The organism is Pseudomonas sp. Irchel s3f19, assembly GCF_900187555.1.
Taxonomy (GTDB): Bacteria; Pseudomonadota; Gammaproteobacteria; order Pseudomonadales; family Pseudomonadaceae; genus Aquipseudomonas; species Aquipseudomonas capeferrum.
In genome coordinates this window covers 228,012-244,489 of record NZ_FYDW01000003.1, presented here as the reverse complement: position 1 = coordinate 244,489, position 16,478 = coordinate 228,012, and the positions used below count along the sequence as shown (strand labels likewise).

The window sequence follows — 16,478 nt, the reverse complement described above, 5'->3', positions numbered from 1 at the left end:
CCACTGGATGGCCGCCCGCCTGACCTATCGCAGGGCCTTGTAAGTGCTGGCATCCCAGTGTTGCAGGCCAAGGCCTTCTCCTGGGTCATAGCTTTCGCCGCTCACTTGGCTGAAGTGCGCCTGGGCTTCGCCGCAGTGCACCAGCCGGTCCTCCTTGCTGCCTTCGGTGAAGACGGTATACGACTCGCTACGCATGGCCTGGTATTGCTCATCGGCAGCGGCCATGGCCAGGTGATGCTGCATCAACTGTTCGTCATCCAGCGCCAGTCGCCTGTCCAAATCGACACCCCAACGGGTCAGGCAGACTTCGGCGAAATGCCGCACGATCAAACCGGGCTCAGTCAGCACTTTGCCGTCGCCCGCGCCATTGGCCGACGCATTGCCGACCAAGGTGGCATGCCGGCCCGGCATCGGATAAATGCACATGTGCGTGCCGCTCTCTACAGAGGGGATCACGCAGGCAAAACCTTTGGAGCGCTCATCCCGCGAATAGAAACCGACGTACTCTCTGACATTGCCCGCCAGTTTCACCCGTTGCGTCTGGATGTTGCCAATGCCTGGCACCGGGTCGATGGCAAAAATGTTGACCGGGATATCTCGCAGCACCGGGTCTTGCGCCATCGCATTGGCCAGCATATGGCAACTGATACCACCCCGGCTCCAGCCCACCAGGTTGACCTGGGTGGGCAGGCGCGGCTTGCGGAAGATGCTGATGATCCGCTCCTGCAATTCCTGCGGGGTTGGGTGGCGGTCTCCATAGTCGTAGGTTCGCCAGAACCAGGATGCCGTTGCGGACGCATCCGGGATCGGTACGCCCGCGTCTTTGAGCCTTGTGTACGCGTCCTCGCTAAGCTTGGTGCGCTGCCAGTTACTTTCGCCCTTGATGACTTGCAGCACATGGTTCACGTTTTCGTCCCAACCGCGACCGAACAACTGGCCACTCCAGTTGAAGTAGCCGCCTGGCTCGACGAACAGGTTGTCGTCCTGAAGGTTGCCGCTACCAGGCCCATCGACTGCAATCCAATGAGCGAACTCGAACCCTTTATCGTTGCTGGCCAACGTCGAGACCAGTTCACCGTTCCAGAAATTGGGGTTTGCATCATCGAAACGGTTGGAAGCGGTACCGCAGAAATAGGCTGTGAATACACTCATTGGAATACCTGAACAGGAAGAATGAGTGCTGAAGGTATTGGCGTGCATAACGGGCAGGCAGACGGAAGGCCAACCTCCTGCCCAATGGGGGCCGCGTTGCGGCCCCGCGCGGTTTACTTGTGGGTCAGGCCGTCGGCCCTGAACATCTGGCGGATACCGCGGATCGCCTGGCGAATACGGTCCTGGTTCTCGATCAGAGCAAAGCGCACGTGGTCGTCGCCGTAATCACCAAAGCCAATACCTGGCGACACGCAGACCTTGGCCTCGGCCAGCAGCTTCTTGGAAAACTCCAGCGAGCCCAGGTGCGCATACTCCGGCGGAATCTTCGCCCAGACGTACATCGACGCCTTGGGGTTCTCGACCATCCAACCCAGCTCGTGCAAGCCCTTCACCAGCAGGTTACGGCGCTGACGGTACTGCTCGGCGATGTCCCGCACGCACTGTTGGTCACCTTCCAGCGCGGCGATGGCGGCCACCTGCAAGGGCGTGAAGGTGCCGTAGTCGTGGTAGCTCTTGATGCGTGCCAGGGCATTGACCAGCTCTGGGTTACCCACCATGAAGCCGATACGCCAGCCGGCCATGTTGTAGCTTTTGGACAAGGTGAAGAACTCCACCGCGATGTCTTTGGCCCCGGGCACCTGCATGATCGACGGCGCTTTCCAACCGTCGTAGACGATATCGGCGTAGGCCAGGTCATGCACCACCAGCACGTCATACTGCTTGGCCAGGGCCACCACCCGCTCGAAGAAGTCCAGCTCGACGCACTGCGCGGTGGGGTTGGACGGGAAGCCGAGGATCATCATCTTCGGCTTGGGGATGGACTCGCGAATGGCCCGTTCGAGCTCATTGAAAAAATCCACACCCGGCACCAGTGGCACCGAGCGCACCTGGGCACCGGCTATCACTGCACCATAGATATGGATCGGGTAGCTGGGGTTGGGTACCAGCACTGTGTCGCCCTGGTCGAGGGTGGCGAGCATCAGGTGGGCCAGGCCTTCCTTGGAGCCGATGGTGACGATGGCTTCGCTTTCCGGGTCGATGTCGACCTCGTAGCGCTCCTTGTACCAGTTGGAGATGGCCCGACGCAGGCGTGGGATGCCGCGGGAGGTGGAGTAGCCGTGGGTGTCTTCGCGCTGGGCGACCTGCACCAGCTTCTCGACGATGTGCGGCGGGGTGGCGCCATCGGGGTTGCCCATGCTCAGGTCGATGATGTCTTCGCCACGGCGGCGGGCGGCCATCTTGAGCTCGGCAGTGATGTTGAAGACGTAAGGGGGGAGACGATCGATGCGCGCGAAGCGGCGCGGCAAACCTGGGTTGGCCATGGTTTCCTCTGCAGACGTAAGCGCCCGGAACCGTCCGAGCGACGTTGGCCGATATAGCGGCCTGGATCAGAAGATAGTGCCGAAACAGGATACCTGTAAAGGACAATTTCCTGTTTTATTATATTTTTTCAGATGTATTTTTTGAAAATTAGAATTTTATGTTTTCAGGGCCGGCCTCTTCGCGGGGCAAGCCCGCTCCCACAGGGTTATACACAGGCATTGGGACTTGCCCTACACCTGTGGGAGCGGGCTTGCCCCGCGAAGAGGCCGGCACAGGAGAACACCCATAAAAAAACCCCGGCACATGGCCGGGGTTTTCGTGTAACAGGCAGCGGTATCAGCGTGCGTAGGTCATCAGCACGTCCGCAGCGGTCTGGCTGTCCACCGACATCATCACGCTCAGGGCGGTAACGGTGAGGATGGAGAAGCCAAACACCTTGCGGGCCCACTTGCTGTCGTCCTCGGCCTTGTAGCCACCCCAGGCCATATACAGCCAGTACAGGCCCATGGCTGCCGCCACGGCCATGTAGCCGAGGCCGGCGTAACCGCCGAGGGTAAGCATCAGGGTCGCGAGCACGAAGGCCAGCACGTAAAGCACGATTTGCTTCTTGGCAGCAAGAATGCCGCGCGCCACCGGCAGAACCGGGATGTTGGCAGCGCTGTAATCCTTGAAGCGGAAGATGGCGATCGCGAAGCTGTGCGGCATCTGCCACAGGCTGAACATCACCAGCAGGGTCACTGCAGCCAGGTCGAAGCTGTTGCTGACGGCGCAGTAGCCGATCACAGGAGGCATGGCACCGGACAGGCTGCCGACCAACGTGCCGTGCACCGATTTACGCTTCAGCCAGAGGCTGTAGAAACCGACGTAGACGATGAAACCGATCAGCGCACAGAACGCCGACAGTGGGTTGGCCTGGACATACAGCAGGCTGAAACCCGCCACCCCAAGCAGGGTGGCGTAGATCAGCGCGAGGGTCAGCGACATGCCGCCCTGGACCATGACGCGGTTCTTGGTACGTTCCATCTTGATGTCGATGTCGCGGTCGATGCAGTTGTTGAACACACAACCGGACGCCACCACCAGGGAAGTACCAACCACCACCGCCAGGAACAGGGCGAAGTCCACATGGCCCTTCGCGGCAAGGAAGAATCCGCCTGCCACGGAAAGCACGTTACCGAAAATGATCCCCGGTTTGGTGATTTGGATAAAGTGCTTAACGGACATGCAGTCTTACCTCACTTGGCCATCATTTCGATGTGGATGTTGAACATGATCCACAGCGACAGGCCGACCAGCAGTGCAATTACCATGGCGGTGAACAGGAACGTCGACACGTTGGAACGCTGCTCTTGCGAGCGGTCCATGTGCAGGAAGTACACAAGGTGCACTACCACCTGGATGACGGCCATGGCCACCACGACCAGGACGGTCAGGTTCTTCGGCAGGCTTGGGAACATCACCAGGCCGAACGGGATCGCGGTCAGGATGATCGACAGAACAAAGCCGACCATGTAGGACTTCACGCTACCGTGATTACCTTCGTGATGAGTGTCGTGTGCGTTAGCCATTACAGAACCCCCAGCAGGTAAACGACGGTGAATACGCAGATCCAGACCACGTCCAGGAAGTGCCAGAACAGGCTCAGGCAGCTCATGCGGGTCTTGGCGGTCGGCGTGATGCCGTGCTTGTTGATCTGGTACATCATGATTGCCATCCAGATCAGGCCGGCAGTCACGTGCAGGCCGTGGGTACCGACCAGCGCGAAGAACGCCGACAGGAAGCCACTGCGCTGCGGGCCGAAGCCCTCGGCGATCAGGTGATGGAATTCATAGATTTCCATCGCGATGAAGCCTGCACCGAACAGGAAGGTCACAGCCAACCAGCCCAGTACACCTGCTTTATTGCCAGCGAACATCTTCAGCATGGCGAAGCCGAAGGTGATCGAGGACAGCAGCAGGAACGCGGTTTCTACCAGCACGAAATCGAGCTGGAAGATGTCATGACCCGACGGGCCGCCGGCAAAACTGCCGGACAGCACCGCGTAGGTGGCGAAGAGCGACGCAAACAGGATGCAGTCGGTCATCAGGTACAGCCAGAAACCGAGTACGGTCATCTGGCCCGAGTCGTGGTGGTGGTCGTCATGCCCATGGTCGTGACCATGAGCAGCGCCGTGCATTACTTGACTGGACATTGATTACACCCGCTCAAACGATTCGACACGTGCGCCGGCAGGCAGAGCACCTGCTTTGGCCAGCGCTTTCATGCGCTCGCCTTCGATGCGCGCCACTTCTTCGGCCGGAACCATGAAGCCTTGGTCGTCACGCGCGGCGTGGCGAACGAAGACAGCGATGGTTGCAACCAGGCTTGCGCCAACCAGCCACCAGATGTGCCAGATGAAGGCAAAGCCGAAGACGGTCAGGAACAGGCCCATGAACAAACCGGTAGAGGTGTTGCTCGGCATGTGGATGGCGTCGAACTTGGTCGCCGGCTTGTAGGCAACGCCGGTTTCCTTGGATTCATGCCATGCATCCAGACCAACCTGCTCAGGCATGTGGGCGAAGTTGTAGAACGGAGGTGGCGACGAAGTCGACCATTCCAGGGTACGACCGCCCCATGGGTCGCCGGTCACGTCCAGGTTCTGGTTGCGGTCGCGGACCGAAACGTAGAGCTGGATCAGCTGGCAAGCGATACCGAACAGGATCAGCACGGCGCCGACAACGGCTACGTACAGGTAGGGTTCCCACAGTGGGTTGTCGGAGTGGTTCAGACGACGGGTCATGCCCATGAAGCCCAGGGCGTACAGCGGCATGAACGCAACGTAGAAGCCCGAGATCCAGAACCAGAAGGCAGCTTTGCCCCACTTCTCGTTCAGGGTGAAACCGAAGGCTTTCGGGAACCAGTAGGCGAAGCCGGCGATGTAGCCGAATACCGCACCACCGATGATCACGTTGTGGAAGTGAGCAATTACGAACAGGCTGTTGTGCAGAACGAAGTCGGCACCTGGTACTGCCAGCAGAACGCCGGTCATGCCACCGATGGAGAAGGTGATCATGAAGCCCAGGGTCCACAGCATCGGCGCGGTGAAGCGCACACGGCCCTGGTACATGGTGAACAGCCAGTTGAACAACTTCACACCCGTCGGAATGGAGATCAGCATCGTCGCCAGGCCGAAGAAGGTGTTGACGCTGGCGCCGGCACCCATGGTGAAGAAGTGGTGCAGCCATACCGCGAAGCCCAGGATGGCGATTGCGCCCGATGCGTAGATCATCGAGTGGTGGCCAAACAGACGCTTGCCGGAGAAGGTCGAAGTCACTTCCGAGAACACGCCGAAGGCCGGCAGAATCAGGATGTAAACCTCAGGGTGACCCCACGCCCAGAACAGGTTGACGTACATCATCGGGTTCCCACCAAGCTCGTTGGTGAAAATATGGAAGTCCAGATAACGGTCAACAGTCAGCAGAGCGAGTGCAGCGGTCAGAATCGGGAAGGAAGCAACGATCAGCACGTTGGCCCAGGTGCAGGTCCAGGTGAAGATCGGCATGTCCATCAGTTTCATGCCAGGTGCGCGCATCTTCATCACGGTGACGAGGAAGTTCACACCGGTAAGCGTCGTACCCAATCCGGAGAGCTGTAGCGCCCAGATGTAGTAGTCGACACCCACTCCAGGGCTGTACTGAATGCCCGCGAGCGGCGGATAGGCAACCCAACCGGTCTTGGCGAATTCGCCGACGCCCAGGGAGATGTTGACCAGCAGCACGCCTGCCAGCAGCAGGTAGAAGCTCAGGGAGTTCAGGAACGGGAAGGCAACGTCACGTGCACCGATCTGCAGAGGAACCGCAAGGTTCATCAGGCCGGTGAAGAACGGCATCGCCATGAAGATGATCATGATCACACCGTGAGCGGTGAAGATCTGGTCATAGTGTTCAGGCGGCAGGTAGCCTTCGGAGCCGCCGGTAGCAGCAGCGAGCTGTGTACGCATCATGATGGCGTCGGCAAAGCCGCGCAGCAGCATGATCATCGCGACGATGATGTACATCACCCCGATTTTCTTGTGGTCGACCGTGGTCAGCCACTCGGTCCACAAGTAGGTCCACTTGCGGAAATAGGTGATAAGGCCGACGACAGCGATACCGCCGAGCGCGATCATGGCAAGCGTCACCATGACTATCGGCTCGTGATAGGGTATCGCCTCCAGGCTTAATTTACCGAACATCTCTTACTCCTCTGCACCGGCAGCTGGTTGCGTACTCGATTCCACACCCGTGGTGGTGGCCAGATCTTTGCTGCCTGCTTCTTCGTGGACCGGCTTGCCGCGGTTCATGCCTTCGTACTTGTCGACGATGGTCTGGAACAGCTCCGCTGGCGCCTCGCTGTACAGCGCGACTGGGTTGTATTCGCTAGGTTTGGCCAGTGCTTCGTACTCGGCCTTGCCCAGTTTCAGAGGCGACTGCTTCACTTCGGCGACCCACTTGTCGAAGTCTTCCTGGGAAGTGGCAGTAGCCTTGAATTTCATGCCGGTGAAGCCAGCACCGCTGTAGTTGGCGCTGATACCGTCAAACACACCGTTCTCGTTGGCGATCAGGTGCAGCTTGGTGGTCATGCCGGCCATGGCGTAGATCTGGCCGCCCAGGCCCGGGATGAAGAACGAGTTCATCACGGCGTCGGAGGTGACGCGGAAGTTGACCGGAGTGTTAGCCGGGAAGTTGATCTTGTTGACCGTCGCGATGCCCTGCTCCGGGTAGATGAACAGCCACTTCCAGTCCAGTGCGACCACGTCGATCTGGATCGGCTTGACGTCCGAATCCAGCGGACGATACGGGTCCAGCTTGTGGGTGGACTTGTAGGTGACATAACCCAGCGCGATGATGATCAGGATCGGGATGATCCACACCGCAGCCTCGATCTTGGTCGAGTGCGACCAGTCAGGCGTGTAGGTCGCAGCCTTGTTGGAAGCACGGTACTTCCAGGCGAACGCCACGGTCATGATGATGACCGGAATCACCACCAGCAGCATCAGGCCGGTAGCGATGAGGATGAGGTTCTTTTGCTCAATGCCGACCTGACCTTTCGGGTCGAGCAGGGTCCAGTTGCACCCACTGAGTAAAAGCATGCCTAAAAAGGGCAATATGCCAAACAGTCTGGGGTAACGCTTTTTACTCATCTCACGACCTCTAGATCAGCTTGCTTCAATGCAATTTGTGTTTTGGTAGCCAACACTTCGTCCTGCCAAGTGAGGCATTTCGCGCCCGTACTCGCTCCTGCCTGGGGTCCGACTGCAGGACCTTGGCTCAAGCGTGTTAGCGGTGCTTATGGTTTCGTAGGCAACAGGCCTGTACTTCAGACCAAGTCCATTTGGTGCGGGAAAACGCGGAGGGGTGTCCGCTCGGTATCGCCGCTGGGCGAAACTTGACGAAGTCAGCAAAAGGGAGCGCTGGGGCTTCCTTCAATCCTGCGACTCGCAAGCAGTGCCGAACGGAAATTGGGGGCGATTGTAGATAGGTCGCCAACCCTTGACTATGACTTATTGAGCAACAGTCTTTTACAGAATACGTAACAATGCACCCCGAAGAATCAACTTCGCGACAGTTTGTCGCACCCCGCCCGGTAGCCCTCAAAGCCGCATTCTACAAGGCTTCGTGATTGATCTGGATCAAGCGGGGAGCAACTTTCTGCGCATCTCACACGGTGCAAAAGACCTCACACAATTCGGGACTTTTGTCTAAGACTGACGTCGGTTGCGGTAGATACCCAGCGGTACCAGAATGGCGGTGAGCACGAACGCGACCAGTGCCCATTGCGCCAGCGACAGACCGAGGATCGGTGGGTACGGCGTGCTGCAGAAGCCGTCGACCTGGAACGCCAGTGGCCACAGCTTGGCCAGGGGCAGGTCATCGACGATTGGCTGCAGGGTATCGATGCCGCAACTGACCATGGGGTTGGCGAGTATATACACATGGTTGCCGGCCGCAACGATTCCGCCCACCGCGCTGAGCACCACCAGGCCTTCGAACAAGGTCAGGCTGCGGCGCCCCGGCATCGCGGCGGCGATGAAGGCGAACACGGCGATAAACAGAAGGGCATAACGCTGCAGGATGCACAGCGGGCAAGGCGCCTCGCCCAGCACCACTTGCATATAGAGGGCGCCACCGATCAGCGACAGGCAGATCAGCCCTAGCAGCACCAGAAAGCGCCGTTCCCGATTCAGGCGCGATGTTTGTTCGTTCATTGCCGATTCCTTCGATGGATAGTGGCCGCGTGGTCCGCCTGCCTGTGCGCAATTCTACACGCTGGGCAGGGCCTTTTGAGCGTGCCGAGGTGGCGGCGTGATGGCACTGCGCGGGTTATCCGGAGATGGCTGAGACCGGCCTTGGCGACGTCGGTTCAACGCGCCACGGCAAAAAAGCGGCTACCCGGGTGCCGCACAGGGGCAAGCCCCTCGACACCCGGGAGTGAAGGATACCGTGATTAAAGGAGGATTAAAGATGAAAGGTTCGGGGCCTGTTTCATCTCTCCTTTATATAGATGAGGTGCTCTGGGTAGGCACGGCCTTGTCGGGCGCCTACCCACAATAGGCGCAGGTTACTCCAGCGCCGCCGCCGGCCCGAAGAACTCGTAGCGGCTCTGCTGTTCAGGCACGCCCAGGCCCTTGAGGTGACGTTTGATCACTGCCATGAAGCCCTTGGGCCCGAGGAAGTAGGCATCCACGTCACGCTCACGCCCCAGCCACTGCGCCAACAGCTCCTGGCTCAGCAGGCCCACTGCATCGGCCTGGTCGTCGGCATCCTGCTCTGCGTAGCAATAGAAGCGCTTGAGCTGTGGGTGGCGCTCGGCCAGCCCATCGATCCAGTCACGGAAGGCGTGCACGGCACCGTTGCGCGCGCAGTGGATGAAATGCACCGGGCGCTGGGTCGCAAGCGCCGCTTCAAGCATCGCCAGGGTCGGGGTGATACCCACACCACCACTGATCAGCACCAGCGGCTTGTCGCTGGCGGCCAGGGTAAAATCGCCCGCTGGCGGGAACAGTTGCAACGTCTCGCCCACGACCAGTTCGTCATGCAGGTAATTGGAGACCTTGCCACCGGCTTCGCGCTTGACGCTGATGCGGTATTGCTTGCCGTCGCACAGGGCCGACAAGGAGTAGTTGCGACGCAGCTCTGCACCGTCAATGAACAACTGCAGGCCAATGTACTGCCCTGGCTCGGCTTTGAGCACCGGCTTGCCATCCACCGGCGCAAAGTAGAACGAGACGATCTCGCTGCTCTCCTGCTCGCGGCGTACCAGGCGAAACGCGCGGGTACCGCGCCAGCCACCGGCGGCTTGTTCCTTCTCTTTATAGAGGCTTTCTTCGGCGCCGATGAGGATGTCGGCCAACTGGCCATACGCGGCGCCCCAGGCAGCGATCACTTCAGGGGTGGCGATTTCCTTGCCGAGCACTTCTTCGATGGCACGCAGCAGGCAGCTGCCGACGATCGGGTAGTGCTCCGGGAGGATCTGCAGCGCGACGTGCTTGTTGATGATCTGCCCGACCAGGCCACCGAGCTGTTCGAGCTGGTCGATGTGGCGGGCATACATCAACACGCCGTTGGCCAACGCACGTGGCTGGTCGCCGCTGGCCTGGTGGGCCTGGTTGAACAGCGGGCGTACTTGCGGGTACTCGTTGAGCATCATCTTGTAGAAGTGGGTGGTCAGTGCTTCGCCGCCGCTTTCCAGCAGGGGTACGGTGGCCTTGATGATTGCACGTTGTTCGGCATTGAGCATTGCAACGACTCCTGAGCCTGTGGCTTGAAATGATTGCATTAGGCATTTCACCAATCGTGCCAACTTTTATCGCTAGCAAAATCAGTGGGTTGACGCAGGCCATGTCATAATGACCTAGGTCGGCGTATAGTCATAATGACCAATAGGAGTCCTTATGACTGCAAAGCCCCTGCTCACCGCCCTCCTCCCCCTGGTCAGCGACCTGTCCCGCGACCTGAGCGACCACGAACGTTACCGTCGACTGCTTCAGGCCATGCGTGGGCTGTTGCCTTGCGACGCTGCCGCGCTGCTGCGCCTGGACGGTGAGTGGCTGGTGCCTCTGGCAGTGGACGGGCTGAGCGCCGATACCCTGGGCCGACGCTTCAAGGTCAACGAGCACCCGCGCTTCCAGGTCTTGTTGAGCCGCCCGCAACCCACTCGCTTCCCCAGCGATTCGGAACTGCCCGACCCCTACGACGGCCTGGTCACCGCCGCCGATGCCGACCTTGAAGTGCATGACTGCATGGGCTGCCCCTTGATGGTCGATGAACGCCCGTGGGGCCTGCTGACCCTCGACGCACTCACCCCAGGGCAGTTCCAGAGCCTGGAACTGGATGCCCTGCAGGCCTTCGCCAGCCTGGCCGCCGCCACGGTGACGGTGGCCGAGCGCATCGAACACCTGGCCCTGCGCGCAGAAGACGAACACCACCGCGCCGAGATCTACCGCCAGGCCAGCACCCAAGACAAGCAGCTGATTGGCCAGAGCGCCGCGCACAAACGCCTGGAAGAGGAGATACGCCTGGTCGGCGGCAGCGAACTGACCGTGCTGATCACCGGTGAGACCGGCGTCGGCAAAGAGCTGGTGGCCCAAGCCCTGCACCAGGCCAGCAACCGTGCCGACAAGCCCCTGGTCAGCCTCAACTGCGCCGCATTGCCCGACACCTTGGTGGAAAGCGAACTGTTCGGCCACGTGCGCGGCGCCTTCACCGGCGCCCATGGCGAACGCCTTGGCAAGTTCGAGCTGGCCAATGGCGGCACGCTGTTCCTTGATGAAGTCGGTGAACTGCCACTGATGGTGCAAGCCAAGCTGCTGCGGGTGCTGCAGAGTGGCCAACTGCAACGCCTGGGGTCGGACCGTGAGCACCGGGTCGACGTGCGCCTGATCGCTGCCACCAACCGTGACCTGGCAACAGAAGTACGCGACGGCAACTACCGCGCCGACTTCTACCATCGCCTGAGTGTGTACCCGCTGCACGTGCCGCCGCTGCGTGAACGTGGGCGTGATGTGCTGCTATTGGCGGGCTATTTCCTCGAACAGAACCGTTCGCGCCTGGGCCTGAACAGCCTGCGCCTGAGCAGCGAAGCCCAGGCCGCGCTGCTGGCCTACGACTGGCCAGGCAACGTGCGTGAGCTGGAACACCTGATCGGTCGCTCGGCACTCAAGGCGCTGGGCCAGCACCCTGACCGGCCACGCATCCTCACCCTGGGTGCCATCGACCTGGACTTGCGTGTCGCCCCCGCGTTGCACCCCCTGCCCTCACCCACCCCGCTGCAAGCGGCGTCTTTGCCCGAGGGTGGGCTGCGTGAAGCCATGGATGACTATCAACGCCAGGTCATCGAAAACTGCCTGCAACGGCATGCAGAAAACTGGGCCGCCGCTGCGCGCGAACTGGGCCTGGACCGCGCCAACCTCAGTCGGCTGGCGCGTCGGCTGGGGCTTCGCTGAGGGCTATCTACCAAAGGATTAACCCAGAAAGCCATCTGGTTGCTTCCTGCTGGGCTGCTATATCTCCCTAACCACCGGTATCACGGCCGTCATGGTCGAGGCTGCGCGCAACACGTTCTTTCACGTTGCGCCGGCCCTGGGTCGCGAAGTCGAGCCAGTGTAGCCGCACACCAGCAGGGAGCATCCATGGACAACATCGTCGTCGCCGATAAGCAATCCGCAGTCGCCACCCAGAGTGCCTGGGGCAATGTCAGTCTCAACGGGCCAGGCGTCGTGCAGATGCCGGTTTCTCCCGATAAAGTGGCAACCGTAACCCAGCGCGGGCAAGACCTGATCGTCACCTTGAAGTCGGGCGAGAAGGTCACTATCGGCAACTTCTTCGCCGTGGATCAGGCGGGGGTCGGCAGCGACATCGTCTTCGTCGGTGAAGACGGCACCCTGTGGCATGCGAACTACGATGCAGCGGCATTCACCGGTTTTACCTTCGACGAAGTGGCGTCGCTGGATGAACTGGTCGCGGGTATCGGTGTGGCCGGTAGCGAGATGCCCACCTGGGCGATTGCCGGGCTCAGCCTGCTGGGTATCGGCGGCGCGGCGGCCGCTGCAGACAACAGTGGCGGTGGCAGCAGCGGCAGCTCGGACCCAGGCGATACCACCGCCCCTGCCACGCCCATCGACCTGCTGGTGTCCCCCGATGGCCTGCGCCTGACCGGGCGTGGCGAAGCAGGCACCACGGTGAACATTCGCGACGCTTCGGGCAACCTGATCGGCAGCGGCACGGTGGGTGCCGATGGCAGTTTCAATGTGTCGCTTACCCCCCCGCAGATCAACAGCGAGAACCTTCAAGTCACCCTGACCGATGGCGCTGGCAATGTCTCGGCCCCAGGCAGTGTTACCGCCCCGGATGCAACAGCCCCCGTAGCGCCGACCGAGCTTGCCATCAATGAACAGGGTACAACCCTCACCGGCCGTGCCGAGCCCGGCTCCACGGTAGCGGTGCGGGGCGCCGGTGGCGTGCTGCTGGGCAGCGCGGTGGCCGGTGCCGACGGGCAATTCAGCATTGCTTTGCAGCCTCCGCAGACTGATGGCCAGGCCCTGGAAGTGACCGCCCAGGATGCGGCTGGCAACACTTCGCCAGCCGCCGGTATCACGGCCCCGGATGTCGAAACACCGCCCGACACTACCCCGCCGGATGCGCCAACCGACCTGCTGATCGCCCTGGCCGGGCGGCAACTCAGCGGCCGCGGTGAAGCAGGCACCACGGTGCAGGTGCGTGACGCCGCCGGCAATGTGCTGGCGACGGGCACTGTGGGTGCAGACGGCACTTTCGTGATCGCGCTTGATCCTGCCGTGATCGACGGCAGTACCTTGCAGGTCACCCTGACCGATGCCGCTGGCAACGTTTCGCAGCCTGGCTCAGTCGCTTCGCAAGACCTGCTGCCACCGGCACAACCGACCGACCTGGCCCTGGCCGAAGGCGTGACCCTTACCGGTCGTGGCGAGCCAGGGGCTACGGTTCAGGTGCGTGACGCCGCAGGCAACGTGATCGGTACCGGCGTGGTGGGTGCAGACGGTAGCTTCAGCCTGACGCTGTCCCCTACTCAGGCCAATGGCGAGGCGCTGGATATCCGCCAGGTGGATGCCGCTGGCAATACCTCCGCTCCGCTGCAGTTCGATGCCCCGGACATTACGCCGCCTGCTGCCGTCAGCAACATCGTCGTCGGTGCCGGAGGCGTGGCCTTAAGTGGTCGCGGCGAGCCGGGTGCCACGGTTGAAGTGCGCGACGCCAACGGCAATGTGATTGGCACCGGCACCGTATTGGCCAACGGCACCTTCCTGATCGACCTCGACCCTGCCGTACAACCTGGCGAGCACCTGAGCCTGGTGCAGACCGACCCGAGCGGTAACGCTTCGGTTGCCCTTGAATACGATGTGCCCCTGATAACAGCGCCAGCCAGCCCGAGCGACCTGGCCATCGATGCCGACGGCACCACCCTTACCGGTACCGCCCCAGCCGGCAGCCGTGTGGAAGTCCACGATGCCAATGGCACGCTGATCGGCAGCGCCATTGCCGGTGCCGATGGCACCTTCACTCTCGAACTCAACCCGGCACAGGCCAACGGCGAACTGCTGGACGTGGTCGCCATCGATGACACAGGGTTGTCGTCCCTGCCTGCGCAGATCACCGCGCCGGACATCACTGCTCCAACCGCACCGAGTGAACTGGCCGTCAGCGCTGACGGCACTGTCGTCACTGGCCGCGCCGAACCCGGCAGCACCGTGCGTATTCTTGCCGCCGACGGCACCGAACTGGGCACTGCCCTAGTCGGCCCGACTGGCGTATTCAACATCACCCTCGCTCCACCGCAAGTCGATGGCGAAGTACTGCAAGCCACCGCAACGGACGCCGCAGGCAATACCTCGACAGCCAGCTCCGTCACCGCACCCGATATAGACGGCGGCGACACCACGCCGCCTGACGCCCCTGTTGATCTAGTGATCGGCCTCGCGGGCCATCAACTCACTGGCCGTGGCGAAGCGGGCACTACCGTGCAGGTGCGCGATGCTGCCGGTAATGTACTGGCGACCGGCACCGTCGGTGCAGATGGCACCTTCGTGATCGCGCTCGACCCTGCCGTGATCGACGGCAGCACCTTGCAAGTGACTCTGACCGATGCCGCTGGCAACGTTTCGCAGCCGGGCTCGGTCGTTTCGCAAGACCTGCTGCCACCGGCGCAGCCGACCGACCTGGCCCTGGCCGAAGGCGTGACCCTTACCGGTCGTGGCGAGCCAGGGGCTACGGTTCAAGTTCGCGACGCAGCGGGCACGGTGATCGGCACCGGCCTGGTGGGCGCAGATGGCCTGTTCAGTGTCACCCTCGCCCCCGCTCAAGCAAACGGCGAGGCACTGGATATCCGCCAGGTGGATGCCGCTGGCAATACCTCCGCTCCGCTGCAGTTCGATGCCCCGGACATTACGCCGCCTGCTGCCGTCAGCAACATCGTCGTCGGTGCCGGAGGCGTGGCCCTGAGTGGTCGCGGTGAGCCGGGTGCCACGGTTGAAGTGCGCGACGCCAACGGCAATGTGATTGGCACCGGCACCGTATTGGCCAACGGCACGTTCCTGATCGACTTGGACCCTGCCGTACAACCTGGCGAACACTTGAGCCTGGTGCAGACCGACCCGAGCGGTAACGCTTCGGTTGCCTTTGAATACGATGTGCCACAGACCACCGCGCCAGCCAGCCCGAGCGACCTGGCCATCGACGCCGACGGCACCACCCTTACCGGTACCGCCTCAGCCGGCAGCCGTGTGGAAGTCCACGATGCCAATGGCACGCTGATCGGCAGCGCCATTGCCGGTGCCGATGGCACCTTCACTCTCGAACTCAACCCGGCCCAGGCCAACGGCGAACTGCTGGACGTAGTCGCCATTGATGACACGGGGCTGTCGTCCCTGCCTGCGCAGATCACCGCGCCAGACATCACCGCGCCGGCCGCACCGAGTGAGCTGGCCGTCAGCGCTGACGGCACTGTCGTCACTGGCCGCGCCGAACCCGGCAGCACCGTGCGTATTCTTGCCGCCGACGGCACCGAGCTGGGCACTGCCCTAGTCGGCCCGACTGGCGTATTCAACATCACCCTCGCTCCACCGCAAGTCGATGGCGAAGTGCTGCAAGCCACCGCTACCGACGCCGCAGGCAATACCTCTACCACCAGCTCCGTCACCGCACCGGACATCGACGGCGGTGATACCACGCCGCCTGATGCCCCTGTTGATCTGGTGATCGGCCTCGCGGGCCATCAACTCACTGGCCGTGGCGAAGCGGGCACTACCGTGCAGGTGCGTGATGCCGCCGGCAATGTGCTGGCGACCGGCACCGTGACTGCAGATGGCACCTTCGTGATCGCGCTCGACCCTGCCGTGATCGACGGCAGCACCTTGCAAGTGACTCTGACCGATGCCGCTGGCAACGTTTCGCAGCCGGGCTCGGTCGTTTCGCAAGACCTGCTGCCACCGGCGCAGCCGACCGACCTGGCCCTGGCCGAAGGCGTGACCCTTACCGGTCGTGGCGAGCCAGGGGCTACGGTTCAAGTTCGCGACGCAGCGGGCACGGTGATCGGCACCGGCCTGGTGGGCGCAGATGGCCTGTTCAGTGTCACCCTCGCCCCCGCTCAAGCAAACGGCGAGGCACTGGATATCCGCCTGGTGGATGCTGCTGGCAACAGCTCGGCTCCGCTGCAATTCGACGCCCCGGACATTACGCCGCCTGCTGCCGTCAGCAACATCGTCGTCGGTGCCGGAGGCGTGGCCTTAAGTGGTCGTGGCGAGCCGGGTGCCACGGTTGAAGTGCGCGATGCCAATGGCAATGTGATTGGCACCGGTACGGTATTGGCCAACGGCACGTTCCTGATCGACTTGGACCCTGCCGTACAACCTGGCGAACACTTGAGCCTGGTGCAGACCGACCCGAGCGGTAACGCTTCGGTTGCCTTTGAATACGATGTGCCACAGACCACCGCGCCAGCCAGCCCGAGCG

General features: G+C 61.8%; 11 protein-coding genes. 2 read left to right on the top strand and 9 right to left on the bottom strand.

Features of this window, described 5'->3' with window-relative positions; genetic code table 11:
• Positions 1–24: 24 nt before the first annotated feature.
• The 9 genes from CKW22_RS08995 to hmpA form a co-directional block, all read right to left on the bottom strand.
• The gene (locus CKW22_RS08995; protein ID WP_095064031.1) at positions 25–1,152 is read right to left on the bottom strand and encodes a hypothetical protein; all 1,128 of its coding nucleotides are present in this window, start codon (positions 1,150–1,152) and stop codon (positions 25–27) included.
• A gap of 113 nt (positions 1,153–1,265) precedes the next feature.
• Positions 1,266–2,474 (bottom strand): alanine transaminase, encoded by a 1,209-nt coding sequence (gene alaC / locus CKW22_RS08990; protein ID WP_033701220.1) that lies wholly within the window; start codon positions 2,472–2,474, stop codon positions 1,266–1,268.
• Between the two features lie 337 nt (positions 2,475–2,811).
• Positions 2,812–3,699 (bottom strand): heme o synthase, encoded by an 888-nt coding sequence (cyoE, locus tag CKW22_RS08985; protein ID WP_047583869.1) that lies wholly within the window; start codon positions 3,697–3,699, stop codon positions 2,812–2,814.
• An 11-nt stretch (positions 3,700–3,710) separates the two neighbouring features.
• A complete protein-coding gene (cyoD, locus tag CKW22_RS08980) occupies positions 3,711–4,043 on the bottom strand; it encodes a cytochrome o ubiquinol oxidase subunit IV (protein WP_033701225.1) in 333 nt (110 codons plus the stop codon).
• The gene (gene cyoC / locus CKW22_RS08975) at positions 4,043–4,666 is read right to left on the bottom strand and encodes a cytochrome o ubiquinol oxidase subunit III (RefSeq protein ID WP_033701226.1); all 624 of its coding nucleotides are present in this window, start codon (positions 4,664–4,666) and stop codon (positions 4,043–4,045) included. Before cyoC ends, cyoD begins: the two co-directional genes overlap by 1 nt.
• 3 nt (positions 4,667–4,669) lie before the next feature.
• The gene (gene cyoB, locus CKW22_RS08970; RefSeq protein WP_033701227.1) at positions 4,670–6,688 is read right to left on the bottom strand and encodes a cytochrome o ubiquinol oxidase subunit I; all 2,019 of its coding nucleotides are present in this window, start codon (positions 6,686–6,688) and stop codon (positions 4,670–4,672) included.
• 3 nt (positions 6,689–6,691) lie between these two features.
• The gene (gene cyoA, locus CKW22_RS08965) at positions 6,692–7,636 is read right to left on the bottom strand and encodes a ubiquinol oxidase subunit II (protein WP_012316183.1); all 945 of its coding nucleotides are present in this window, start codon (positions 7,634–7,636) and stop codon (positions 6,692–6,694) included.
• Between the two features lie 558 nt (positions 7,637–8,194).
• Positions 8,195–8,701 carry a disulfide bond formation protein B gene (locus tag CKW22_RS08955; RefSeq protein ID WP_033701229.1) on the bottom strand — a complete coding sequence of 169 codons (507 nt, stop codon included), beginning with the start codon at positions 8,699–8,701 and terminating at the stop codon, positions 8,195–8,197.
• Positions 8,702–9,054: 353 nt separating this feature from the next.
• Entirely contained in the window at positions 9,055–10,233 is a 1,179-nt protein-coding gene (hmpA, locus tag CKW22_RS08950) for an NO-inducible flavohemoprotein (RefSeq protein WP_095064030.1), read from the bottom strand.
• A gap of 154 nt (positions 10,234–10,387) precedes the next feature.
• On the opposite strand from hmpA, the gene norR reads away from it, so the two are divergent.
• Together norR and CKW22_RS27795 are read left to right on the top strand one after the other, a co-directional pair.
• A complete protein-coding gene (gene norR / locus CKW22_RS08945) occupies positions 10,388–11,938 on the top strand; it encodes a nitric oxide reductase transcriptional regulator NorR (RefSeq protein ID WP_095064029.1) in 1,551 nt (516 codons plus the stop codon).
• Positions 11,939–12,124: 186 nt separating this feature from the next.
• On the top strand, positions 12,125–16,478 hold a 4,354-nt coding region (locus CKW22_RS27795; RefSeq protein WP_256577290.1), incomplete at its 3' end, for an Ig-like domain-containing protein.